Here is a 22,711-nt window from a genome sequence, read left to right as displayed (position 1 = left end):
TACTGCAAATAGTATATCAATCCCTTCTGGCTGAATTGATTCAGGTCAGACCAAATGGCGGTAATTTATACACAAAATGCTGGCCTGGCTCACTTTTTTACAACGAATTACGAAAGCCCAACATGTCCGGGTACAACCGAGCAGGGATCCTGGTGAATGATGACGTCTGAACCAGGAAAACGCTGCAAAATCGCCTGCTCGACCTGTTCAGCAATCATGTGAGCCTGAACCAGCGGCAGGTTGTCTTCCATTTCAATATGAATCTGAATAAAGCGGGTCGGCCCTGACTGCCGCGTTCGAAGATCGTGTGCACCGCTGACGCCGGGCCAGGAGGTCACGATGGAAAAAATTTCATTACGTTCCGAGTCCGGAAGAGCGCGATCGAGCAGTGATTGCACCGCGTCATACCCCATCCGCAGGGCGCTATATAAAATATAGATACCAATCCCTAACGCAAACAACGCATCGGCCCGATGCCAGCCATACCAGGCCAGACCGAGCGCAATAAGAATAGCCCCATTCATCATAACATCAGATTGATAATGAAGCATATCCGCCCGTACAGCCTGACTTTGCGTTTTGCGAACGACCCAGCGCTGGAACGTTACCAGAACAAGTGTGCTTATAAGTGCAATTACCGTGACGACCACGCCGACACCGGGATTATTCATCGGTGAAGGCGAAACCAGATGTTGAATACCGGTCAAAAACAGGAACAGTGCCGAGCCAGAAATGAACATACTTTGCGCCAGCGCGGCCAGCGACTCCGCTTTGCCGTGTCCAAACGTGTGCTCTTCATCCGCCGGCTGCAGCGAGTATCGCACCACCAGCAGGTTGGTCAGCGAGGCAGCAATATCCACCAGTGAATCCACCAGCGCCGCAAGAATACTGACCGAGCCGGTGTACCACCAGGCAAAGATTTTAATCAGCAGCAGGCCAGAGGCCATGACGGTGGCCGCAATGGCGGCCCGGCTTACCAGCCTTCCATAGGATTGATTCATAAACGCTCCTGTCATGTCATGCCGCTAGTATAACGGAAGCATGGGGAGGCAAAGGATGAATAAACGGTTAACAAATCAGAATGCGGGGCAAAAAAAACCCCCACATCATGTGGGGGAAGACAGGGATGGTGTCTTACTATTAATTTATGTCTTTGAAACCAAAGTTTTAATTTCTTGTAATGTTCACATTTTGTACCACATCGGTCTTTAACATGACCTCCAATTGTGAAGCTCCTTCTCATCATCGTAACGAAGTGATGATGTTGACAAGTTAAGGCGAAAGCAGCATAAATTTGGGGAAATGGTGATGGCCAAACGTATCATATCCCCCTAAATTTATTACGGTATATTTTCGAACAATGATATTGCGTAAACCCATGATGGAATACTGTTTATTAAAGATTTGTAACCGTCATAATCAGTATACATTGGGTTTTGACAACCGTTATTCTGAGTGTATTTTACAGCAAAGACATCAGAATTTATAAAATATTTATCCGCAAACGAAGCTAAACAAAAATAGGGTTTCTTGTTCGCATCTTTTACAAAACCCGTAACAGCAGCCATATCGTTAGACTTTATAAAAACAGGGACATCCCCCAAATCTAAAGGCGTAGCAATAACTTTAAAGTTAAAATCCTCATCTTTATCACCAACAGTTGAGAACAAATTTCGCGAGATAACATTGTTTTCATAAAAATATTTATTTAGTGCAGGCTTATGATCACCATATACAATAATAACCGCATCTTTGTCGAGCTTTTGAACCTCTTGAGCAAAACTCACTAAACGAGAAATTGACTCCGCAACTTCATATTTATAGGCTGTTTCGCCAGAATCATTCAGATGTGGGTAAGGCCCGTGAGTACCCATGGTTATAAGGTTCATAAAAATTGGCTGTCCCTTTTTCTCACGTAGCTCCTTTAATGCTGAGCGATAAAGAACGATATCATCTGTTTGCCACTGCCAAGGCTTCTTATTTTTTAATATATCAACTGGCACATCCCCCATTTGGGTTATATCGACAAACTGATCAAAACCAAACTTACGGTAAACATCACCTCTGCGCCAAAATGTTCTATTATTGTTATGAGCAGCAAATGTAGCGTATCCTTTATTTTTTAAAGCTTGAGGAAAAGATTCAGCATTAACCTTAAATGCATCAACATATTCCTGATAGATGATACCTGAAAGGTACTTACTCGTACTTGGTAAGCCGGTCAACATTTCAAACTCTATGTTAGCTGTACCAGCCCCATAATGTGGAGATGTAGCCCTTAAAGCAACAAAACCAGTATCCATTAATGGTTGGTATAGATCTTTAAAGTTGTTATTATCATACCAACACGACTCACATAAAATAAATATTACCGTCTTATTTTTAGGCTCACTAGAAATATATTGAGCACGCAACGCAACATACTTACCCACATCGTTTTTAGCTAACTCAGGTATTGAGGTACGAATACTAGTCTGAATCAGATGAAGAGGCAAACCGTGTTGACTTACATTGCCCGGCCAATCCCATGAAAAATAATTAACATCGTATTTGTTATTTAGAAGATTGACTCTTTCAACAATCCAACCAGGTAACACTCGAATGGTATTAGAATAAGATGAAAATGCCATAAACATTGTAGGTATCAAAAATACCACCAAGACGGACTTACTTGTCTTATGAATTTTCAACTTATTATCTAAAATTAATACTAACCCTCCAATAAAAACAACCCCTAAAAAAAGAAAAAAATTATTATAAGAAAGATATTTAGAAGCCAAGGAGATATTTGAACCAGCAACAATATCATTGTAGGATAGTGGCTGGCCAGTTAGCGACAACTTTGTTGAATTTATAAATGTAAGGACCGTAGCAATCAATATAACGAGATACAATGAAAAAAGAACTCTTACATTAAAAAGGCGCAAAATCAGATACAAAAGAATAACTGGCGCTGACTTCCAGTAAATTCTAATGAATTCATGAACATTAATATAGTCAGGAGTATCACCAATAATACCCAAACTTACTTTCAAAAAAACAACAATAATTAAAACACACAATAATTCAATAAACACATTCCGCAACATATTAATATTTATTTTTCCCGCATAAAAACATTTAAACTTAAACCTCATTCCTGCCAACCCCTTTAATTAATTTTTATACAAAAATGCGTCTCGTAACATAAACAATCTTCAAAATTGCGTTTTTATTCCACAAAATATGCTGTTCTTGCAACCCAGAATGTAATTGGAGTAGTTTAAGTTCTCCTGGCTTATTGATATGCCCTGTACGAGCTCCAGAATCACAGAAGTCTCGATACGGTTTAGATTCTGGCATTAATGATAACGTGCCTTGAGATATGCTGTCATGTCATACCGGGTACAAGCACGTTGAGTATCGTGGCATAAAAGGACAAAAAATCTTAGCAGTTTGAAACCCTACGCTTAGGCGTCTTACCTCGAAAATTAAGCACAACGTGAAAACATTATGATTGATGATAGGGGTAGATTTTTTAGCGTGCCGAACGCAGGCGTTATGTTGAGGAAATTCGCGGGATCTTACAGTTAATATGAAACCATACATTGCATCTAATCAGGCAATTCTATCTTTTCTCACTAAAATCCCAAAAATCCCGCAACGTAAGTAAGCACCATAGCTTATTGTTATTATTATATAAAGTATAAAATAATGACAAAAAAAACCCCCACATCATGTGGGGGAAGACAGGGATGGTGTCTATGGCAAGGAAAACAGGGTTTACTGGTTACTACGGGTACTGCTATTGCTACTGAAAAACGTTGTTTCTGAGCTTCGCTGCATCCGTGCAACCTCACGCAGCTGGTCCATTCGCTGCTGATGTTTGGTATTCAAAACCGCTTGCTGCTCGGGCGTTAGCAGGTGGAACATCTGGTTGCGGACCTTCGCCATCTCTACCTGGCGGGCAACCTGTTCCTGTGCCATTTTTTCGGCCTGAGCACGGACAGCGCTTTCGTCAAAATTTTCTGCGGTGACAAGGCGATGCATTGTCTCCATTTCGCTAACATTAACAGGGGGCTGATCGTGTCGTGCCCTCTGCATCAGATCTCGCATCTGTTGACGCTGATGTTCGGTTAAACTTATGCCGTCAAACATATGGCTTTGGCTGCTGTGCGTTGCGCCCTCTTGCGAGGAACCGTTATCGCCGATGATAGCTACAGCAGCCTGGCTAAACGCACTGAACGCCAGCGTTGAGGCCATGACGGCAGCGGTAACTTTGCGCATCACTTGCTCCCAAAATCTTTCGTGTCGCGATTCAACGAGAGACAGTCTACGATTCAGGCTGCAAACATGCGTCAGGGGGTGTAAAACAACGTAAAGTCATGGATTAGATAGCCTTGATGTCGTAATTTCTGCCTCGGAGGTATTTAAACAATGAATAAAATCCTGTTAGTTGATGATGACCGAGAGCTCACATCCCTTTTAAAGGAGTTGCTCGACATGGAAGGTTTCAACGTCCTGGTTGCCCATGATGGCGAGCAGGCGCTGAGTCTCCTTGACGACAGCATCGATCTACTTTTGCTCGACGTAATGATGCCGAAGAAAAACGGTATTGATACGCTGAAAGAGCTTCGCCAGACACACCAGACGCCTGTAATCATGCTGACCGCGCGCGGCAGCGAACTTGACCGCGTTCTCGGCCTTGAGCTGGGTGCGGATGACTATTTACCGAAGCCGTTCAACGACCGTGAACTGGTGGCCCGTATTCGCGCTATCCTGCGCCGTTCCCACTGGAGCGAGCAGCAGCAAAATACCGACAACAGCTCGCCAACGCTGGAAGTGGACTCCCTGAGCCTGAACCCGGGCCGCCAGGAAGCGAGCTTCGACGGCCAGACGCTGGAGCTGACCGGCACCGAGTTCACCCTGCTGTATCTGCTGGCACAGCATCTCGGCCAGGTGGTATCGCGTGAACATTTAAGTCAGGAAGTGCTGGGCAAACGCCTTACCCCGTTTGACCGCGCCATCGACATGCACATCTCTAACCTGCGCCGCAAGCTGCCGGAGCGTAAAGACGGTCACCCATGGTTTAAAACCCTGCGTGGTCGCGGTTATCTGATGGTTTCCGCTTCATGATAGGCAGCTTAACCGCCCGCATCTTCGCCATCTTCTGGCTGACGCTGGCACTGGTTTTAATGCTCGTTTTGATGTTGCCAAAACTCGACTCACGCCAGATGACGGAGCTTCTCGACAGCGAGCAACGTCAGGGCGTGATGATCGAACAGCACGTGGAAGCGGAGCTGGCAAACGATCCGCCGAACGATTTGATGTGGTGGCGCAGGCTTTTTCGCGCTATCGATAAGTGGGCGCCTCCCGGACAACGTCTTTTGCTGGTCACCAGCGAAGGCCGCGTGATTGGAGCCGATCGCAATGAAATGCAGATCATCCGCAACTTTATTGGCCAGGCGGATAACGCCGATCACCCACAGAAGAAGAAATATGGTCGGGTAGAGATGGTCGGTCCTTTCTCGGTACGGGATGGGGAAGACAACTACCAGCTCTATCTGATTCGCCCCGCGAGCAGTTCCCAGTCCGACTTCATCAACCTGCTGTTTGACCGTCCGCTTCTGCTGCTGATTGTCACGATGCTGGTCAGTTCCCCGCTGCTGCTATGGCTGGCGTGGAGCCTGGCAAAACCGGCGCGTAAGCTGAAAAACGCCGCCGATGAAGTGGCGCAGGGTAACCTGCGGCAGCATCCTGAGCTGGAATCCGGGCCGCAGGAGTTCCTGGCCGCAGGAACCAGTTTCAACCAGATGGTGAGCGCGCTGGATCGCATGATGACCGCCCAGCAGCGGCTGCTGTCGGATATCTCGCACGAGCTGCGCACCCCGCTTACGCGCTTGCAGCTGGGCACCGCGCTGCTGCGCCGCCGCAGCGGGGAAAGCAAAGAGCTGGAGCGTATTGAGACGGAAGCCCATCGTCTGGACAGCATGATCAACGATCTGCTAGTGATGTCGCGCAACCAGCAGAAAAACGCACTGGTGAGCGAAACGGTGAAAGCCAATCACCTGTGGCATGAGGTGCTGGACAACGCGGCGTTCGAAGCTGAACAGATGGGTAAATCGTTCACCGTCAACTTCCCGCCGGGCCCGTGGCCGCTGTACGGTAACCCCAACACGCTGGAAAGCGCGCTGGAGAATATCGTGCGTAACGCCCTGCGCTACTCGCATACGAAGATTGAAGTGGCGTTTTCGGTGGATAAAGACGGGATTACCGTCATTGTCGATGACGACGGCCCTGGCGTCAGCCCGGAAGATCGCGAGCAGATTTTCCGTCCATTCTACCGCACCGACGAAGCGCGTGACCGCGAGTCTGGCGGCACGGGGCTGGGTCTGGCGATTGTTGAAACCGCCATGCAGCAGCACCGTGGCTGGGTGAAAGCCGACGACAGCCCCCTGGGTGGGCTACGGTTAACGCTGTGGCTACCATTGTATAAGCGTTCGTAGCTGTTAGTGCCGGGTGGCGGCTTCGCCTTACCCGGCCTACTTTCCCCACAATCTCCGCGAATTATCCTCGATCTTGCCGCTTAAGCGCCGCTTCTGCATCGTTCTGGTCCAGCTGGTTGATAACCCCGCAGCCGACAGCAGGCGGTGATACTGCTCGTCGTCAAACGGCATATGCCAGGCAATAGCGCAGGCGTCATAAACAGACACATCGCTCAGGCGCGACGCCAGCTCAAGCGGCGCGTCCGCAGAAACCTGCCCAGCCAGCACCACGCGGTACAGCCAGCCGGTTTTACCCGCGTTTTGCAGCTGGGCCGACATATCCTGAATCCTGAAATGGTAGTTGAGCTTGAAGCACGGCGAGCGTGGCTGCGTCACCTGAATCAAGGCATCGCCCCAGCGGTAGATATCGCCGATAAAGACGTTCTTCTCCGTCAGCCCTTCGGTCGAGAGATTTTCGCCAAACGCGGGCGCAACGAAGAGGTCCGCCTGCTCGGGGAACTCGGTTTTCCAGTGCTGATAGTGCTCGCGCGGATAGTGGCACAGCGCGCGCTCGGGCCCGCCATGGATTTTCTTTTCGGCCTGTTCGTCACCCGCCAGACCGAGATCGGTTAACGTCAGTTCACCGTCGACCTGCACTTTGGCGATGGCGCTCGGGCGGCTGCCGTCGTACTCCCTGACCTTGCCTGTAAACACGTTCACCGGGTAATGCATTGCTGCCTCCATTACGCAGATACAAAAAAAGCGAGTCATAAGACTCGCTTCTCACAGGCGTCAATGCAACCTTATTTTTTAGCGGCGAAACGCGCTGCTGCTTCGTCCCAGTTCACCACATCCCAGAACGCTTTGATGTAGTCAGGGCGACGGTTCTGGAACTTCAGGTAGTAAGCGTGTTCCCATACGTCCAGACCCAGGATTGGGAAGCCGGATGCGCCAGAGATCGCTTCACCCATCAGCGGGGAGTCCTGGTTAGCAGTAGACACTACCGCCAGCTTGTCGCCTTTCAGAACCAGCCACGCCCAGCCAGAGCCGAAACGGGTCGCAGCGGCTTTTTCGAATTCCGCTTTGAAGTTGTCAACGGAACCGAAGTCGCGCTCGATAGCCGCTTTCAGGTCGCCCTGCAGGGTGGTGCCGGTTTTCAGGCCTTTCCAGAACAGGCTGTGGTTAGCGTGACCGCCAGCGTTGTTACGCAGCACGGTTTTCTTGTCTGCTGGCAGCTGGTCCAGTTTGGTAATCAGCTCTTCAACAGGCAGGTTAGCGAACTCTGGCAGGCTTTCCAGCGCGGCGTTCGCGTTGTTCACATAGGTCTGGTGGTGTTTAGTGTGATGGATTTCCATCGTCTGCTTGTCGAAATGCGGTTCCAGTGCGTCGTAGGCATACGGCAGGGATGGCAGTGTATAACTCATAATCCTCTCCATTATTGTCGGGCGGCACAGCTGTTAATGCCGCGTAAGCAGTTGGTTCATTATAGTTAATTAAATGATATTGAAAATGATTATCAATGCCGTAGTTTTTATAAGGTTATTTAGGTTTTGCCTAAACGCAAAATTGTGAGTCTGCTCACCAGGTTAACGCGCTGATTGCCATCCAAAACCAAAGTGCGGCAACCTTCTGAAGGTTCCTGAACCGCCTAATTTTTACACTCATCAAGTCGGGGGGAGGCCACCGGCTATAAAAACGATGAGGACGTAAAATGAATCATGCGATTACGATGGGTATCTTCTGGCATTTGATAGGCGCAGCCAGTGCAGCCTGTTTCTATGCCCCGTTCAAAAAGGTGAAAGGGTGGTCGTGGGAAACCATGTGGTCGGTTGGCGGTACCGTGTCCTGGCTGATTTTGCCATGGACCATTAGCGCCATGCTGCTCCCGGATTTCTGGGGCTACTTCACCTCCTTCAGTGCTTCCACCCTGCTGCCGGTGTTTCTGTTCGGCGCGATGTGGGGCATCGGCAACATTAACTACGGCCTGACCATGCGCTACCTCGGAATGTCGATGGGTATCGGCATCGCGATTGGCATTACGCTGATCGTCGGCACGCTGATGACGCCCATTCTTAACGGTAATGTCGACGTGTTGATCAACACCAAAGGTGGGCAGATGACGTTGCTGGGCGTGCTTGTCGCGGTAATCGGCGTGGGTATCGTCACCCGAGCGGGTCAGCTGAAAGAGCGCAAGATGGGCATCAAAGCCGAAGACTTTAACCTGAAGAAAGGGCTGCTGCTGGCAGTGATGTGCGGCATCTTCTCGGCGGGCATGTCGTTCGCCATGAACGCCGCAAAACCCATGCACGAAGCGGCCGCCGCGCTGGGCGTCGACCCGCTGTACGTGGCGCTGCCAAGCTACGTGGTCATCATGGGCGGCGGCGCGTTGGTAAACCTTGGCTTCTGCTTCATTCGTCTGGCAAAAGTGAAGGATCTGTCAGTAAAAGCGGATTTCTCGCTGGCAAAATCCTTAATTATCACCAACGTGCTGCTTTCGATGCTGGGCGGCCTCATGTGGTATCTGCAGTTCTTTTTCTACGCCTGGGGTCACGCCAGCATTCCGCCACAGTACGACTACATAAGCTGGATGCTGCACATGAGCTTCTACGTGCTGTGCGGCGGGCTGGTTGGGCTGGTGCTGAAAGAGTGGAATAACGCCGGGCGTCGTCCGGTGGGCGTTCTGAGCCTGGGCTGCGTGGTGATCATCATCGCCGCTAACATTGTCGGCCTCGGCATGGCGAACTGATTACGCTGCCTTTCGACTGCGATGACGCCACTGAACCGGCGTCATCCCCACCTCGCGATTAAACACCACCGAAAAGTAATTACTGTCCTCAAATCCGCAGCGCATCGCCACTTCACTGACCATCAGCTCCGTATGCTGCAACAAATACTGGGCGTGGCAGATGCGCAGCTGGCGCAGGTAGTGGTTCACCGTCATCCCCGTCTGGGTGCGGAACTGCTGGCGCAGTGCGCGCTCGCTGCACTGCTCCTGCTCGCAGAACTTTTCCAGCATGAAACTTTTGTTCAGGCTACCCGCAAGCCGGGCGATCAGCTTGTCCAGCAGCGCTTCCTGGGCGGTCGCGGAGGGGTTGTCGGTGGCATAACGATGGCGTTTAAGGGTCATGACCAACTGGGCGAAAAGCAGCTCCGCCATCGGGTTTGCCACAGAATCGTGCTTTTGGCTCTCCTGCTCCAGCTGGGAGATCGTCTGGCGCACCTGAGCCATGCCGTTGCTGCTTAAGCGCCAGTGGGGTTCGCCTCTGGCATTGAGAAAACCGGGGATATGAGCCGCCCAGTCAACATTCAGTTTGAGCCTGTCCGGGCAGTAGATAACGTTCTGCAAAACCAGATCGTTAACCGAGGCGTAAGCGTGTTTGTCTTCGCCGCGGATGTAAAACAGATCGCCACGCGTGATGCGGTAGGGCCGGTCGTTGAGGATGTGTAAGCCGTTGCCGCGCCAAACGAGCACCAGTTCGCAAAACTCGTGGGTATGCTCGGCAAAGACATTTTGCGGGTAGCGGTCGGCCACCGCGACGGCCTGACTCGCGGAGGCAAAAAAATCATCTTTGCGAAGAATTAACTGAGCGGCCACACCACAACCTCTACGGTGAATAACCGGACATTATTAGCCATTTTGCGGCAATAAAACGGTGATTGCCTTCGCGTTACTGGATTGAAGCATCCTTCCCCTGACGGATATCGCGCGGCGACCAGCTAAACTCGCGACGAAAAAGGGTCGAAAAGTGATTACTGTCGCCGAAACCGCAGCGATACGCGATATCCGTGACGCTTTCGTCGGTGTGACGTAAAAGGTGACGCGCTTTAATCAGGCGCAGGCGGTTGAGGTAGCGCTGCGGCGTGAGCCCGGTGTGCTGCTTGAGCTGACGATGGAGCGTACGCAACGACAGCGAAAAATTATCCGCCAGCGTTTCCCAGCACACGTCCTCGGCGAAATGGTCCTCCAGCCAGGCCATCAGTTGGTTCAGCCGCGCGTCGTTATTTGCCAGCCCTTCCACCAGGCTGCTGCGACGCAACAGCACCAGCAGCTGCATAAACAGCAGCTCGCGGGTGGCAATGGCATGGGTCTCCTGCCCGTCCTCGCTCTGCTCCATTTGATTCACCAGCTGGCGCACCTGCTGCAACGTGGACTGATTCACTCGCCAGTGAGACGGGTAGTGTCCATCCTGCTCCTGGGGCAGTAGCTTGTTCAATCCCGACAGAAACTGGAACGCGTCCGGCGAACGATAGAGCACGTTGGTCAGACACAGGTTGTCGGTATGTTCATACAAATGCCTGTCGCGATCGCGCACGAAGCACACCATACCGCCGCTGATGGTGTATGGCTGGCCGTTGAAGACATGAATGCCTGTCCCATGCTCGACAATCACAATTTCATGAAAATCATGATGATGTTCAGGAAACGCGGCCTGCGGGAGCCGTGGCTCAATCGCGATCGGAGATGTTCCCGACGGGAAAAAATCGACGCTGTGCAGTACGGTCATAGCGGCCCCCACCAATGAGAAAAGTTCTCAAAATAGTAATTAAGGCCTTCCACACTCACCTTAAATTTTTGACAGCAAACGTCGCAAAGACTGTCCGTTTTTCAAGAAACAGACGGAAAAATCGGGAAATGCGGTCAGCGTCACATTGCCCTAAAACCCCGCCCTCCCTGGAAATTGTGAACTCCCTCACGTTCATCTTTGCTTCCTTGCCAGCGCGAGATTCGTGCTGTCAGTGACGAGAAGGTGGCCTTTTCTTCCCTTTTTTACACTCAGCACCAATGACTTAAAGAGGGACCTGATCATGACTTTTCGCCATTGTGTAGCTGTCGATTTAGGCGCATCCAGCGGCCGCGTAATGCTCGCCACCTGGGACTGCGGCAAGCGCACACTCACGCTTCGCGAAATGCACCGTTTCGCCAACTGCCTGCAAAAACAGGACGGTTTTGATACCTGGGATATTGATGCCCTGGAAGCGGAGATCCGCACCGGGCTGAACAACGTCTGCAATGACGGCATACGCATCGACAGCATCGGCATTGATACCTGGGGCGTGGACTACGTTCTGCTCGACAGCCAAGGCGAACGCATCGGCCTGCCCGTCTCGTATCGAGACAGCCGCACCGATGGGCTGATGGCACAGGCCATAGCCCAGCTTGGCAAACACAACATCTATGGCCGCAGCGGCATTCAGTTTCTGCCGTTTAACACGCTGTATCAGCTGCGCGCGCTGGTTGAGCAGCAGCCGGAGCTGGTCAAAAAGGTGGCGCATGCACTGCTCGTCCCGGACTACTTAAGCTACCGGCTGACCGGCAACATGAACTGGGAATACACCAACGCCACCACCACGCAGCTGGTCAACATCAACACCGATAGCTGGGATGAACACCTGCTGGCCTGGACGGGTGCCTCACCTTCCTGGTTCGGCACGCCGACCCATCCGGGTAATGCGATCGGGCAGTGGCTCTGCCCGCAGGGGAACGCCATCCCTGTTGTCGCCGTCGCCAGTCACGATACCGCCAGCGCGGTGATTGCATCCCCGCTGGCCAGCAAAGACGCGGCCTACCTCTCTTCCGGCACCTGGTCGCTGATGGGCTTTGAGAGCAAAACGCCATACACCAGCGACGCCGCAATGACGGCGAACATCACTAATGAAGGCGGTGCCGAAGGGCGCTACCGCGTGCTGAAGAACATCATGGGACTCTGGCTGCTCCAGCGAATGCTGAAAGAACAGCATATTTCCGACCTGCCGGCGCTTATCGCCGAAACCGAAAAGCTGCAGGCCTGTACGTTCCTGATCAACCCGAATGACGACCGCTTTATTAACCCGGTGCATATGAGCGCCGAAATCCAGGCCGCCTGTTTCGAGACCGGACAGCCGGTCCCGTCCCGTCCTGCCGAGCTGGCGCGCTGTATTTTTGACAGCCTCGCCCTGCTCTACGCGGATGTTCTGAACGAGCTGGCAAGCCTGCGCGGCAAACCGTTCAGCCAGTTGCATATCGTGGGCGGCGGCAGCCAGAACCAGTTGCTGAACCAGCTCTGCGCCGATGCCTGCGGCATCACCGTGGTGGCGGGTCCGGTGGAGGCCTCGACGCTCGGCAACATCGGTATTCAGCTGATGGCCCTGGACGAACTTTCAGACGTCGATGAATTCCGTTCGGTGGTCACCGCGAATACCCGCCTGACTACTTTCATCCCTAACCCCTGCCATGAAATTGCCCGCTACCGGGCGCAGTTTCAGCAAAAACGACTGACTAAGGAGCTTTGCGCATGACCACTCAACTTGAACAAGCCTGGGATCTGGCTAAACAGCGTTTCGCCGCCGTTGGCGTGGATGTCGAAGCAGCGCTGCACCAGCTCGACCGCCTGCCTGTCTCCATGCACTGCTGGCAGGGCGATGACGTCGCTGGCTTCGAGAACCCGGGCGGTTCCCTGACGGGTGGCATCCAGGCGACGGGTAACTACCCGGGTAAAGCGCGCAACGCCACCGAACTGCGTGCAGACCTGGAGCTGGCACTGAGCCTGATCCCGGGGCCAAAACGCCTGAACCTGCACGCGATCTATCTGGAGTCCGACGCGCCAGTGGCGCGTAACGCGATTAAACCGGAACACTTTAAAAACTGGGTGGAATGGGCAAAAGCCAACCGGCTGGGCCTGGACTTCAACCCCTCCTGCTTCTCGCACCCGCTCAGCGCGGACGGCTTTACCCTATCCCATGCCAACGATGAAATCCGTCAGTTCTGGATCGACCACGTGAAGGCCAGCCGCCGCGTCTCGGCTTATTTTGGTGAACAGCTTGGCACGCCGTCAGTGATGAACATCTGGATCCCGGACGGCATGAAAGACATCACCGTCGACCGCCTGGCCCCGCGTCAGCGTCTGCTGGCCGCGCTGGATGAGGCCATCAGCGAAAAACTGGATCCGGCACACCACATCGATGCGGTGGAGAGCAAGCTGTTCGGCATTGGCGCGGAGAGCTATACCGTCGGCTCGAATGAGTTCTACATGGGTTACGCCACCAGCCGCCAGACCGCGCTGTGCCTGGATGCCGGTCACTTCCACCCGACCGAGGTGATCTCCGACAAAATCTCCGCCGCCATGCTCTTCGTGCCGCGCCTGCTGCTGCACGTCAGCCGTCCGGTGCGCTGGGACAGCGACCACGTGGTGCTGCTGGATGACGAAACCCAGGCGATTGCCAGCGAAATCATCCGTCATGACCTCTTCGACCGCGTGCACATTGGCCTCGACTTCTTTGATGCCTCCATCAACCGCATCGCGGCATGGGTGATCGGCACCCGGAATATGAAAAAAGCCCTTTTGCGCGCGCTGCTGGAGCCAACCGCGGCGCTGAAACAGCTGGAAGCAAACGGCGACTACACCGCGCGCCTGGCGCTGCTGGAAGAGCAAAAATCCCTGCCGTGGCAGGCCGTTTGGGAGATGTACTGCCAGCGTAACGACGTGCCGGCAGGCAGCCAGTGGCTGGAAAACGTGCGGGCGTATGAGAAAGACGTGTTGAGTCAGCGCGGGTAGCTGGCCCCTCACCCCTGCCCTCTCCCCAAAGGGGAGAGGGAGCAAACCATCCCCTCGCCCCTTTCGGGAGAGGGTTAGGGTGAGGGGAAACTCTCACCGCGATAACTGGAAAATAAAGACTATGCAGACTATCACCCACTCCTGGTTCGTCCAGGGCATGATCAAAGCCACCTCCGACGCCTGGCTGAAGGGCTGGGACGAGCGCAACGGTGGCAACCTGACGCTGCGCCTGGACGACGCGGATATCGAACCGTTCGCCGCCGATTTCCACCAGAAGCCGCGCTATATTGCGCTGAGTCAGCCGATGCCGCTGCTCGCGAATACACCGTTTATCGTCACCGGCTCCGGCAAGTTCTTCCGCAACGTTCAGCTTGACCCGCAGGCAAACCTCGGCGTGGTGAAAGTGGACAGCGACGGCGCGGGCTACCACATTCTGTGGGGCCTGACCGACGAGGCGGTGCCCACCTCCGAACTGCCGGCGCACTTCCTCTCCCACTGCGAGCGCATCAAGGCGACTAACGGCAAAGACCGCGTGATCATGCACTGCCACGCCACCAACCTGATCGCTCTGACCTACGTGCTGGAAAACAGCGCTGATTTCATCACCCGCAAGCTATGGGAAGGCAGTACCGAGTGTCTGGTGGTCTTCCCGGACGGGGTCGGCATTCTGCCGTGGATGGTGCCGGGTACCGACGAGATCGGCCAGGCGACCGCCAGAGATATGCAAAAACATTCGCTGGTGCTGTGGCCGTTCCACGGTGTCTTTGGCAGCGGTCCAACGCTGGATGAAACCTTCGGTCTGATCGACACCGCCGAGAAATCAGCGGAAGTGCTGGTGAAGGTTTATTCCATGGGCGGTATGAAGCAAACCATTACCCGCGAAGAGCTTATTGCGCTAGGCAAGCGCTTCGGCGTGACCCCGCTTCGGTCAGCGCTGGAAATATACGCATAAACCCTCGCTGGCCGGACGGTACGGGCGATAGTTAAGGAGAATTATCATGAGCTTTATGTTGGCACTTCCAAAAATCAGCCTGCACGGCGCGGGCGCTATTGGCGACATGGTCAAGCTGATGGCGAACAAAGAGTGGGGCAAAGCGCTGATTGTCACCGATGGCCAGCTGGTGAAGCTGGGTCTGCTGGACAGTCTGTTTACCGCGCTGGATGCGCACCAGATGTCATATCAGCTGTTTGACGCGGTCTTCCCCAACCCAACGGAAGCGCTGGTACAGAAGGGATTCGCGGCCTACCGGGAAGCCGCGTGTGATTATCTCATCGCCTTCGGTGGCGGCAGCCCGATTGATACCGCCAAGGCCATTAAAATCCTCACCGCCAATCCGGGTTCGTCCACCGATTATTCCGGCGTCGGCAAGGTGAAAAACCCGGGCGTGCCGCTGGTGGCGATCAACACCACCGCAGGCACGGCGGCGGAGATGACCAGCAACGCGGTGATTATTGACTCCGCACGTCAGGTGAAAGAAGTGATCATCGACCCGAACATCATCCCGGATATCGCCGTGAATGATGCCAGCGTCATGCTGGATATTCCTGCATCTGTCACCGCCGCAACGGGGATGGATGCGTTAACGCACGCCATTGAAGCCTATGTGTCCGTTGGCGCGCACCCGCTAACCGATGCCAACGCGCTGGAAGCGATTCGCCTGATAAGCCTCTGGCTGCCCAAAGCGGTCGACGACGGTCATAACCTGGACGCGCGCGAGCAGATGGCATTTGGTCAGTATCTGGCGGGCATGGCGTTTAACAGCGCTGGTCTCGGCCTCGTGCATGCCCTGGCGCATCAGCCGGGCGCGACGCACAATCTGCCGCACGGCGTGTGCAACGCCATCCTGCTGCCGATCGTCGAAAGCTTTAATCGCCCGAACGCCGTGGCACGGTTTGCTCGCGTGGCGCAGGCGATGGGCGTCGACACGCGCGGCATGAGCGACGAAGCGGCCAGCCTGTCAGCGATTCAGGCGATTCGCGACCTGAGCGCCCGCGTCGGTATTCCGTCCGGCTTCAGCCAGCTTGGCGTCACAGAAGCCGATATCGAAGGCTGGCTGGATAAAGCCCTCGCCGACCCGTGCGCGCCATGCAACCCGCGCACAGCCAGCCGCGACGAGGTTCGCGAGCTATATCTGGAGGCATTATGATCCGTAAAGCCTTTGTCATGCAGGTAAACCCGGACGCGCACGAGGAGTACGCGCGTCGCCACAACCCCATCTGGCCCGAGCTGGAAGCGGCACTGAAGGACCACGGCGCGCACCACTATGCCATTTATCTCGACAGAGAACGTAGCCTGCTGTTTGCCACCGTAGAGATTGAATCAGAGGAGCGCTGGAACGCGGTCGCGAATACCGACGTCTGCCAGCGCTGGTGGAAACACATGCATGATGTAATGCCGTCGAACCCGGACAACAGCCCGGTGAGTGCCAGTCTGGAAGAGGTGTTTTATCTGGCGTGATAGTTTCACCAATGTTTACTGCACGGGATAGCGATGTATTTCGCGATTCCCGCTGTCGTCGATGATGTCCGCCTGCACCGTTTCAGCCCGATGGTGCGCCCCCGGCTCCAGCGGATAACGTTTCTCGCTAAACGGGGCAACCATCATATCGGGCTGTTGCCGCGCGCGAAGCAGCGAGCCTGATGATTCCAGCGCGAGTTCAGCAAACGAGACAAAATAGGGCGAGGCGTTATGACAGAGAAGAGCGCCACCCTCCAGACGAAACGTTAGCTGTTTTAGCGCCGTGTCCGGCTTCCCTAACCCGCGCGGGCGCCAGAAAATTTTCATTTGTGTGTTCATGGTTAGCACCATGCTTTGCTCCTGCTGCGTAACCGGAGGGATTTCATACAGATTGAGCCAAAAGACGGACTCCCTGTCAGCAGGTAACGGCATGTTATTGTAGACCAGCCGCAGCCCCTGCCCACCTTGTGGAGACAGGCGAAATACCGCCGGAATAGCAACAAAGGGGGTTTTTACGCTGCCCGGCGCGGCGTTTACATCGCCGTGATCTACCCAGCTTTGCACCACCACAGGCCAGGCATTGGCGTTCACCAGCATCAGGCTCTTTTGCGTTTCCCCTTCATGGAAAATGACCCGCGTAGCAGCGGCCACCAGCCCCGCAGAAGAAGAGGCGGACAGGCAAAGGCAAAACATCAGGAGGAGAATCCGCATCATTGCACTTTTACCCAGACGTAGGCACGCGCATCCACCCGGCCAGGTGTAACCTGCCTTCCCGGTAAGCGCGTCAGAAAAGCATTGAAGTTAATCAGATATTCACTCACGCCATTACGGTTCGATACCAGAGTGGCGCCGGCGCGTACCGGATACCAGCCGCCGCTGTTACCCGTGGCGCATCCGCCGGCCGTTGAACAGCGATCCCAGCCGAGAAACTGGCGGAGTACGCCGTCGCTTGCATTGGCAATCTGAATGCCGACCCCGCTGGCGATATCGCTCTGCCCGTAATTCTCGGACAGCAGATGGCTCACTCCGCCGCTGCTGTTCACCAGCCCGAGCGTTTGCGCGGCCTGATAGCTGGCATAAGAAACTTGTAGCCCAAGCGCCGTTTGCGAGGTGGCGACACCGCTCACCGCCGTGTTTTCACACCGCACGCTCACGGTAAACGGCGAGCGGGCCTGCTGACCGTTTTCCAGTTCCGCCCGTGAGATCGTCGGGAAAACCACCACCGGCGTAACGTTTTTCGCCACGCAGGTCGCAGTGGTGGTAAGCGTGGAAGCAGGCGCCGTGCCCATGTTCATCGCCATCCAGTTATCGTACCACCAGCCGGTATAGATAAACGCCGAGTCGCCGGTATCGCAATAAGCAATGTTCCCACTGCCAGGCGAACAAAATGCGACATAACCATTGGGCTGATTACAGGCGGAATAGCTGCCGCTGCTTTTCGGCGTCCCGCAGTAGCTGCTCGGTGCGCCTGAAGCAGGGGTAATGGCGCTGACGCGAATGGCATCAGCACGGATCGGGCTAAAATCTTTAACCCGAATATTTATCTTTTTACCGTCTGCCGATACGGCATAACGGGTCATTGGGATCCGCTGATAGTTGCGGGTAAACACCGTCCCGGAATTGACGTGAGTTAAACGCAGGCCAACGTAGTTAAACCATGTGCCGTACACATTGGGATTACCGTCAGCCATGCCCATATCCCAGTATCCCCCGCTGCGATCGTCACCATTGGTTGCGATAACTTCATAGATGTTGTTTGCATCGGAGATATCACACACATACAAGACGCTGTCGGGGCCTTTATAGAGCGCGTTATCTGAGAAATTAAACACCGTGCTCGCCAGCACCGTGCCCACCGGCTGAATATCAACAGACGTGAGGTTGATATTGCCAAGACCAATCCCAACGCCCAGGGAGTCGTTTGTTGTTTTCACGAAGTCGGGGCCTTTTTGACAGACCGCACTGGCCCCGGCGCTCAGCAAACACAACCCCGCGGCCAGTAAAATACGAATCTTTTCCATCAATTCCTCCAGACGTTAACGGCAGGGCAGACTTAAGACAGATAACGGCTCCGAATTGGTGGGACGTTGCCACTGGATCTGACAGCGATCCTGTACGCTGTCGCCCCATCTGACCTGCAGTCGCCCTTTTTCATCGGCCGCACGAAAATAGATTTGGTTAGCCTGTCCGACCATCCCCACGCTGTTGTCATATTCGTCATATACCGCCGCGCCCATTGGAATTGCGCTACCGTTCGGACGTTGAGCGGCAATCAGCATCGCCTGCCCCTGCAACGTCGCGAAGCGTAGCCGTACCATCGCCCCGGCATAGGGCGCAACACGCTGCGTGGACGTTTGCAGTTCAGCATCGTCACTCATCTCCTGGGGGTCTAACCCAACCGTATTGAACTGGTAAGGTACCAGCGCCGGTGCCAGCGCATAGCCAAACGCATTCACCCTTGCTCCCTGACCGCCCATAACCTGTGCACCCGTGGCACCTGGCGCCTCAACCAACGCAAACGTATCCCCGAGGTAAGGACCGGGCGTGATACCGCCGCGGTGCGCCACCAGCGCCCCCTGAACTGAGGCCGATGCCTGCCAGTACGTGCTGGAGGTTGACCACGAGGCACCGCCGTTGGCCCACGGGAAGTTTTTGCGTACGTTTGCCCCCCAGACGGCGCGATCGCCGTGCTCATCAGCGGCATAGTTCAGGCTGTAGCTCAGCGGATCACGCTCACCGTACATTCCACTCAGGGTCGACTGGTAACCGCCGCTTTCATCATCAGCGCGGTTGGCGCTCAGCGACAGCGTTGGAGAATAGCGGTTATGGCCCAGAGGTATGGAAAAGGAGAGTGACCAGAGGGTTTGAGTGTCAGCCTGCCAGCTGGTGTCGGCAAAAAGGCTGCCGCTGGCAGGAGAGACACGTCGCGTGCGGGCGGCGGTAAAGTTCACCGAAATTCCCCCGTCGAAGGTCTTGTTCCAGCTCGCCTGCATCTGCTTGTCGCGGCTTTTGCCATCACGATAATCCTGTGACGAAAGCGATATGGCCAGATTCCCCAGCGCGTTGAGGGATTGGTTAGCCGACAATTCCAGCCGCGTACGCTGCTGATATGTGGACGACTGCCACTCCTCGCTGCTCTGGCGTGCCGCCCGTGCACCGAACACATCGTACATCTCGGCAAATCCGCGGGTGGAGTAGCGGTAGCCCGCCAGCGCAACCGACGTGGAAGTCTGCGAGAAATATTTGCTGTAGTTCAGGCGGAACATCCATCCGGTCTGGTAATCGTCGTCAAGCAGGCGAGCGCGGGAGAACGTTCCGTCCATACCCCAGGCACCCAGCGACGAACTGTAGACGCCACCCAGCATAAATGATTGATACCCGTCCGCCAGCTGATTGCCCAGGTTTAAGGTCAGCGCATTGCTGATGCCTTGCCGCCAGACCAGCTCGCTGAACAGATCATCATCTCCCACATCCCGCGCACGGCCCACCGTGGCGGCATAGTCAAAAAGCCCGGCGCGCAATGATTCTGCCAGCGCCGAGAACGGAACCGTAAATGTACTCTCGCTGCCGTCCGCTTCGCGCACGGTAACGTTGAGATCGCCTGCATAGTGGGTTGGATAAAGGTCATCAATAACAAACGCCCCTGGCGCAACGGTCGTTTCATAAAGCGTGGTATTGCCCTGCTGGATGGTTACCTTAGCGTTAGTGCGGGCAATACCGCGCACCACCGGCGCATAGCCGCGCTGCGAGTCAGGGCGCATGCGGTTATCAGAGGTGAGCTGGACGCCGCTGAAGCCCATGCCTGAGAAAAAGCGGCCATCGGTATAACCTTCACCCAGCATGATTTCGCTCTTCAAAGGGAGAAGCGCACGCTGAAGATAACGACGGGAGGTTGTCCAGCGGCTGCCTGCATCGGTGTCATAGTTCAGGGAGGACTGTTCGCGGTAGCGCCACAGCCCAAGGTTAATGCCGCCGTTAAGGTTAAGAAAAGAGGAGTCCGAGTCGCCGTTGCCCGCCTGCTTCTGACTTACATGGTATTGGTTAGCCATATAGTTCAGAAACAGCATGGATTCACCTGCCTCCAGACTCTCCTCCGGTACGCTACCGCGCGGAGGCATATTCAACAACGCCCGCGGCACAGATAAATCAATGCGCATTTGCGGCATCGCGAGGTTCACCGCTACCCCATCAAATACAGCGTCGTCCGGGCGATAGCAAGACGATGCTCCCGCTGTTTTTGGCAGCGCTTTTAGCCCCGTTTTCTTCAGCGTCTGCCAGGTAAAACAGGGCGAGACGCGGTTCCCGTCGTCACTAAAGAGGATTTCATCCCGCGCAACAGCCACACCGTTAACATAGAGATCCAGCAAATAAGCGCCGGGTTTAACCAGCGTGTCCTGATTAAGCTGACGTATGTCGCTATTACTTAATCCAGTATCGCGCAGTAGCGCAGCGTCAAAATAGTAATCCTCACTGGCGAAGGCGTCGGCAGTGCGGAGAAACGCCACCGCCACCAACGGTGCGAGGTGGGAACATCGAAACATAACACTCTCCCGGTTAGAAACCTCATCACGTCAACGGGGCAGCGTAAAGGTATGACCCACGGCCGTACCGTAGTCGTTAATGGCATAAAGCGTCATGGATGTCGCCTGCGTCTCAGGCAGCGGCCATTGGGTCGAACCAAAGGGCGGAAGCGTGACCGGCTTCCCGATGCCGATCGTTTTTTCTCCCTGCTTCAGCACAGCGTTACGTACGTTAATGTGCCAGGGCGTCGGGTTTGTCAGGCTCAGGGAACGGCCTTGTCGGATCAGCTTTAACGCTGAAGGCGCCTGGTTGGCCTCCCCTTTCAATCCTGCCGGGCGATAAAAAATTTTCAGTCGGCTTTTCACCACCAGCGACAGGCGGTTACGTTCTGTATCCACCGCTTTGACGGCGGGAAATTGCAGGTAGTTAAACCAGAACAGAGACTCGCGATCGTCAGGAAGCGGCTGGCCTGTATACTTAAGGCGCAGCGCCTGTCCCGCATTGGTATTCATGCGGAAAATTTGCGGCGTGGCAATAAACGGCGCATCGGCGGTCTCTGGCGTTGATTGGGGATTATTAGTATCCATCCAGACCTGGACCAGCATGGGCGTATCGCCATTATTCATAAATTCCACAACCTTTTCTTTCGCAGCAGCGGAATAAATAATTCTGTTTCCCTTTAATATGACACTGGCTGTTGAAGGAGTAACCGCGAAAAATAAGTAAATGACAACCCACACAAGCGTCCTGCTGATGTACGTCATATTATTAACCATGAATTAAATGAAAATAAGCGCCGCACGGGACGGCGCTTTAATGCTATTTACAAATAGGTCACCGCAAACTGTGCGCTGGATTCTACTGCCCCTGATGTCGCATTACCGGCTGCGGAATAATAACGCGCAATCATATCGAAAGTGACCGTATCCGAACCCGCATCTCCCCCGACAGACTGCTTCGAGGTTTTCGCTTCGCCGCTGGTGAAGTCCAGCGCGGTGGTGCCTTCCAGAAGCTGAATCGCAACATTCGTCGCCGGACTGGAGGCCGCGATATTCGACAGGTTAGTCCCGTCAATATTGCCACTGACGAAGCGAGCCGCCGCGTCTTTCTGCACTGACGTTGCGCTGACATCACAACCGCTGAGGGTCACAGTAAAGGGTGTATCTCCGGCGCTGGAGCCAGCGGCGGACAGCGAACCTTTATTGACGGTTGGCAACAGCACCACAGGATAGGAATCTGCGCCATTAATTTTGATCGTACACGTCTGATCGCTCACTTCACCAATAAAACGAACGGTATTATCAGCAGACGCAACGCCACTCATACCGACGGTTAAAATAAAAGCCGCAATTAATTTAGTTTTCATCATTGTTTCTCCATGAGATACCCGCTTACAGAAATATAAGGGATATGTTTTTTTAATTGATGAGCTAAGGCAAAAATACATCCTGTAAAATAAGATGTAAAGTTATTACAAAATACAACAGATGACATGCGTGTCTAGCGGGGTTTAAAAAAATCAAAATACACATTCACATAACGAATGAATTTAGCAAATGAATTGATTGGTTTTTATACATCTTCAGCAAACTGGAGAGGATTATAATTTTAAAATCAAGCAAATGGGAAAAGCATGATAAAAATAGCGAAACATTATCTAAATGATTAGGTTTCCTTAAATGTATTTTAATTTTTATTATTATATTGACTGATGATATTTTCTGAGATTGTATTAG

20 protein-coding genes are annotated in these 22,711 nt (G+C 53.9%); 8 read left to right on the top strand and 12 right to left on the bottom strand.

Annotation, left to right across the window (positions count from 1 at the left end):
- Positions 1–107: 107 nt before the first annotated feature.
- The 3 genes from fieF to cpxP form a co-directional block, all read right to left on the bottom strand.
- Complete coding sequence (fieF, locus tag URZ40_RS18610; protein ID WP_316380713.1) at positions 108–1,001, bottom strand: CDF family cation-efflux transporter FieF; 894 nt, start codon at positions 999–1,001, stop codon at positions 108–110.
- Positions 1,002–1,340: 339 nt separating this feature from the next.
- A complete protein-coding gene (locus URZ40_RS18605) occupies positions 1,341–3,137 on the bottom strand; it encodes an LTA synthase family protein (protein WP_316380712.1) in 1,797 nt (598 codons plus the stop codon).
- A gap of 625 nt (positions 3,138–3,762) precedes the next feature.
- Positions 3,763–4,266, bottom strand: coding sequence for a cell-envelope stress modulator CpxP (cpxP, locus tag URZ40_RS18600; protein ID WP_061096505.1), 504 nt, complete (start codon positions 4,264–4,266; stop codon positions 3,763–3,765).
- Positions 4,267–4,416: 150 nt separating this feature from the next.
- Here cpxP and cpxR point away from each other — a divergent pair, with 150 nt between their 5' ends.
- Both cpxR and cpxA read left to right on the top strand, forming a co-directional pair.
- Positions 4,417–5,115, top strand: a complete 699-nt coding sequence (cpxR, locus tag URZ40_RS18595) for an envelope stress response regulator transcription factor CpxR (RefSeq protein WP_006179159.1) — start codon at positions 4,417–4,419, stop codon at positions 5,113–5,115.
- A complete protein-coding gene (gene cpxA, locus URZ40_RS18590) occupies positions 5,112–6,485 on the top strand; it encodes an envelope stress sensor histidine kinase CpxA (protein WP_015569937.1) in 1,374 nt (457 codons plus the stop codon). Before cpxR ends, cpxA begins: the two co-directional genes overlap by 4 nt.
- Positions 6,486–6,521: 36 nt before the next feature.
- Here cpxA and yiiM read toward each other — a convergent pair whose 3' ends face one another.
- Positions 6,522–7,196, bottom strand: a complete 675-nt coding sequence (gene yiiM / locus URZ40_RS18585; RefSeq protein ID WP_316380711.1) for a 6-hydroxyaminopurine reductase — start codon at positions 7,194–7,196, stop codon at positions 6,522–6,524.
- A gap of 71 nt (positions 7,197–7,267) precedes the next feature.
- Complete coding sequence (sodA, locus tag URZ40_RS18580; protein WP_003861999.1) at positions 7,268–7,888, bottom strand: superoxide dismutase [Mn]; 621 nt, start codon at positions 7,886–7,888, stop codon at positions 7,268–7,270.
- A gap of 287 nt (positions 7,889–8,175) precedes the next feature.
- Between sodA and rhaT the strand changes: the two genes are divergently transcribed.
- Positions 8,176–9,210 (top strand): L-rhamnose/proton symporter RhaT, encoded by a 1,035-nt coding sequence (gene rhaT, locus URZ40_RS18575; RefSeq protein ID WP_023309733.1) that lies wholly within the window; start codon positions 8,176–8,178, stop codon positions 9,208–9,210.
- On the opposite strand, the gene rhaR is transcribed toward rhaT, so the two are convergent.
- Together rhaR and rhaS are read right to left on the bottom strand one after the other, a co-directional pair.
- Positions 9,211–10,059 carry an HTH-type transcriptional activator RhaR gene (gene rhaR / locus URZ40_RS18570; protein ID WP_116343763.1) on the bottom strand — a complete coding sequence of 283 codons (849 nt, stop codon included), beginning with the start codon at positions 10,057–10,059 and terminating at the stop codon, positions 9,211–9,213.
- 73 nt (positions 10,060–10,132) lie between these two features.
- On the bottom strand, positions 10,133–10,969 hold the full coding sequence (gene rhaS, locus URZ40_RS18565; RefSeq protein ID WP_316380710.1) for an HTH-type transcriptional activator RhaS: 837 nt from the start codon (positions 10,967–10,969) through the stop codon (positions 10,133–10,135).
- 301 nt (positions 10,970–11,270) lie between these two features.
- Between rhaS and rhaB the strand changes: the two genes are divergently transcribed.
- The 5 genes from rhaB (at position 11,271) to rhaM (ending at position 16,454) form a co-directional block, all read left to right on the top strand.
- Positions 11,271–12,740 (top strand): rhamnulokinase, encoded by a 1,470-nt coding sequence (gene rhaB / locus URZ40_RS18560; RefSeq protein WP_320720972.1) that lies wholly within the window; start codon positions 11,271–11,273, stop codon positions 12,738–12,740.
- Complete coding sequence (rhaA, locus tag URZ40_RS18555) at positions 12,737–13,996, top strand: L-rhamnose isomerase (protein ID WP_320720971.1); 1,260 nt, start codon at positions 12,737–12,739, stop codon at positions 13,994–13,996. The genes rhaB and rhaA overlap by 4 nt, the downstream gene beginning before the upstream one ends.
- Positions 13,997–14,117: 121 nt before the next feature.
- A complete protein-coding gene (rhaD, locus tag URZ40_RS18550) occupies positions 14,118–14,948 on the top strand; it encodes a rhamnulose-1-phosphate aldolase (protein WP_163331005.1) in 831 nt (276 codons plus the stop codon).
- Positions 14,949–14,994: 46 nt separating this feature from the next.
- Positions 14,995–16,143, top strand: coding sequence for a lactaldehyde reductase (fucO, locus tag URZ40_RS18545; RefSeq protein ID WP_320720970.1), 1,149 nt, complete (start codon positions 14,995–14,997; stop codon positions 16,141–16,143).
- Entirely contained in the window at positions 16,140–16,454 is a 315-nt protein-coding gene (gene rhaM / locus URZ40_RS18540) for an L-rhamnose mutarotase (RefSeq protein WP_316380705.1), read from the top strand. Before fucO ends, rhaM begins: the two co-directional genes overlap by 4 nt.
- A gap of 15 nt (positions 16,455–16,469) precedes the next feature.
- Here rhaM and URZ40_RS18535 read toward each other — a convergent pair whose 3' ends face one another.
- The 5 genes from URZ40_RS18535 to URZ40_RS18515 are packed head-to-tail and all read right to left on the bottom strand — an operon-like array spanning position 16,470 to position 22,344.
- Complete coding sequence (locus URZ40_RS18535) at positions 16,470–17,168, bottom strand: molecular chaperone (RefSeq protein ID WP_320720969.1); 699 nt, start codon at positions 17,166–17,168, stop codon at positions 16,470–16,472.
- Positions 17,165–18,475: a fimbrial protein gene (locus tag URZ40_RS18530; RefSeq protein ID WP_316380703.1), complete on the bottom strand. Its 1,311-nt coding sequence runs from the start codon at positions 18,473–18,475 to the stop codon at positions 17,165–17,167. The genes URZ40_RS18535 and URZ40_RS18530 overlap by 4 nt, the downstream gene beginning before the upstream one ends.
- 15 nt (positions 18,476–18,490) lie before the next feature.
- The gene (locus URZ40_RS18525) at positions 18,491–20,995 is read right to left on the bottom strand and encodes a fimbria/pilus outer membrane usher protein (RefSeq protein ID WP_316380702.1); all 2,505 of its coding nucleotides are present in this window, start codon (positions 20,993–20,995) and stop codon (positions 18,491–18,493) included.
- Between the two features lie 30 nt (positions 20,996–21,025).
- Positions 21,026–21,739 (bottom strand): molecular chaperone, encoded by a 714-nt coding sequence (locus tag URZ40_RS18520; RefSeq protein ID WP_316380701.1) that lies wholly within the window; start codon positions 21,737–21,739, stop codon positions 21,026–21,028.
- A 59-nt stretch (positions 21,740–21,798) separates the two neighbouring features.
- Positions 21,799–22,344 (bottom strand): fimbrial protein, encoded by a 546-nt coding sequence (locus URZ40_RS18515; protein WP_316380700.1) that lies wholly within the window; start codon positions 22,342–22,344, stop codon positions 21,799–21,801.
- Positions 22,345–22,711: the final 367 nt, after the last annotated feature.

Source organism: Enterobacter sp. 296B2 (assembly GCF_034106185.1).
Lineage (GTDB): Bacteria > Pseudomonadota > Gammaproteobacteria > Enterobacterales > Enterobacteriaceae > Enterobacter > Enterobacter cloacae_N.
This window is presented reverse-complemented; position numbering and strand designations above follow the sequence as displayed.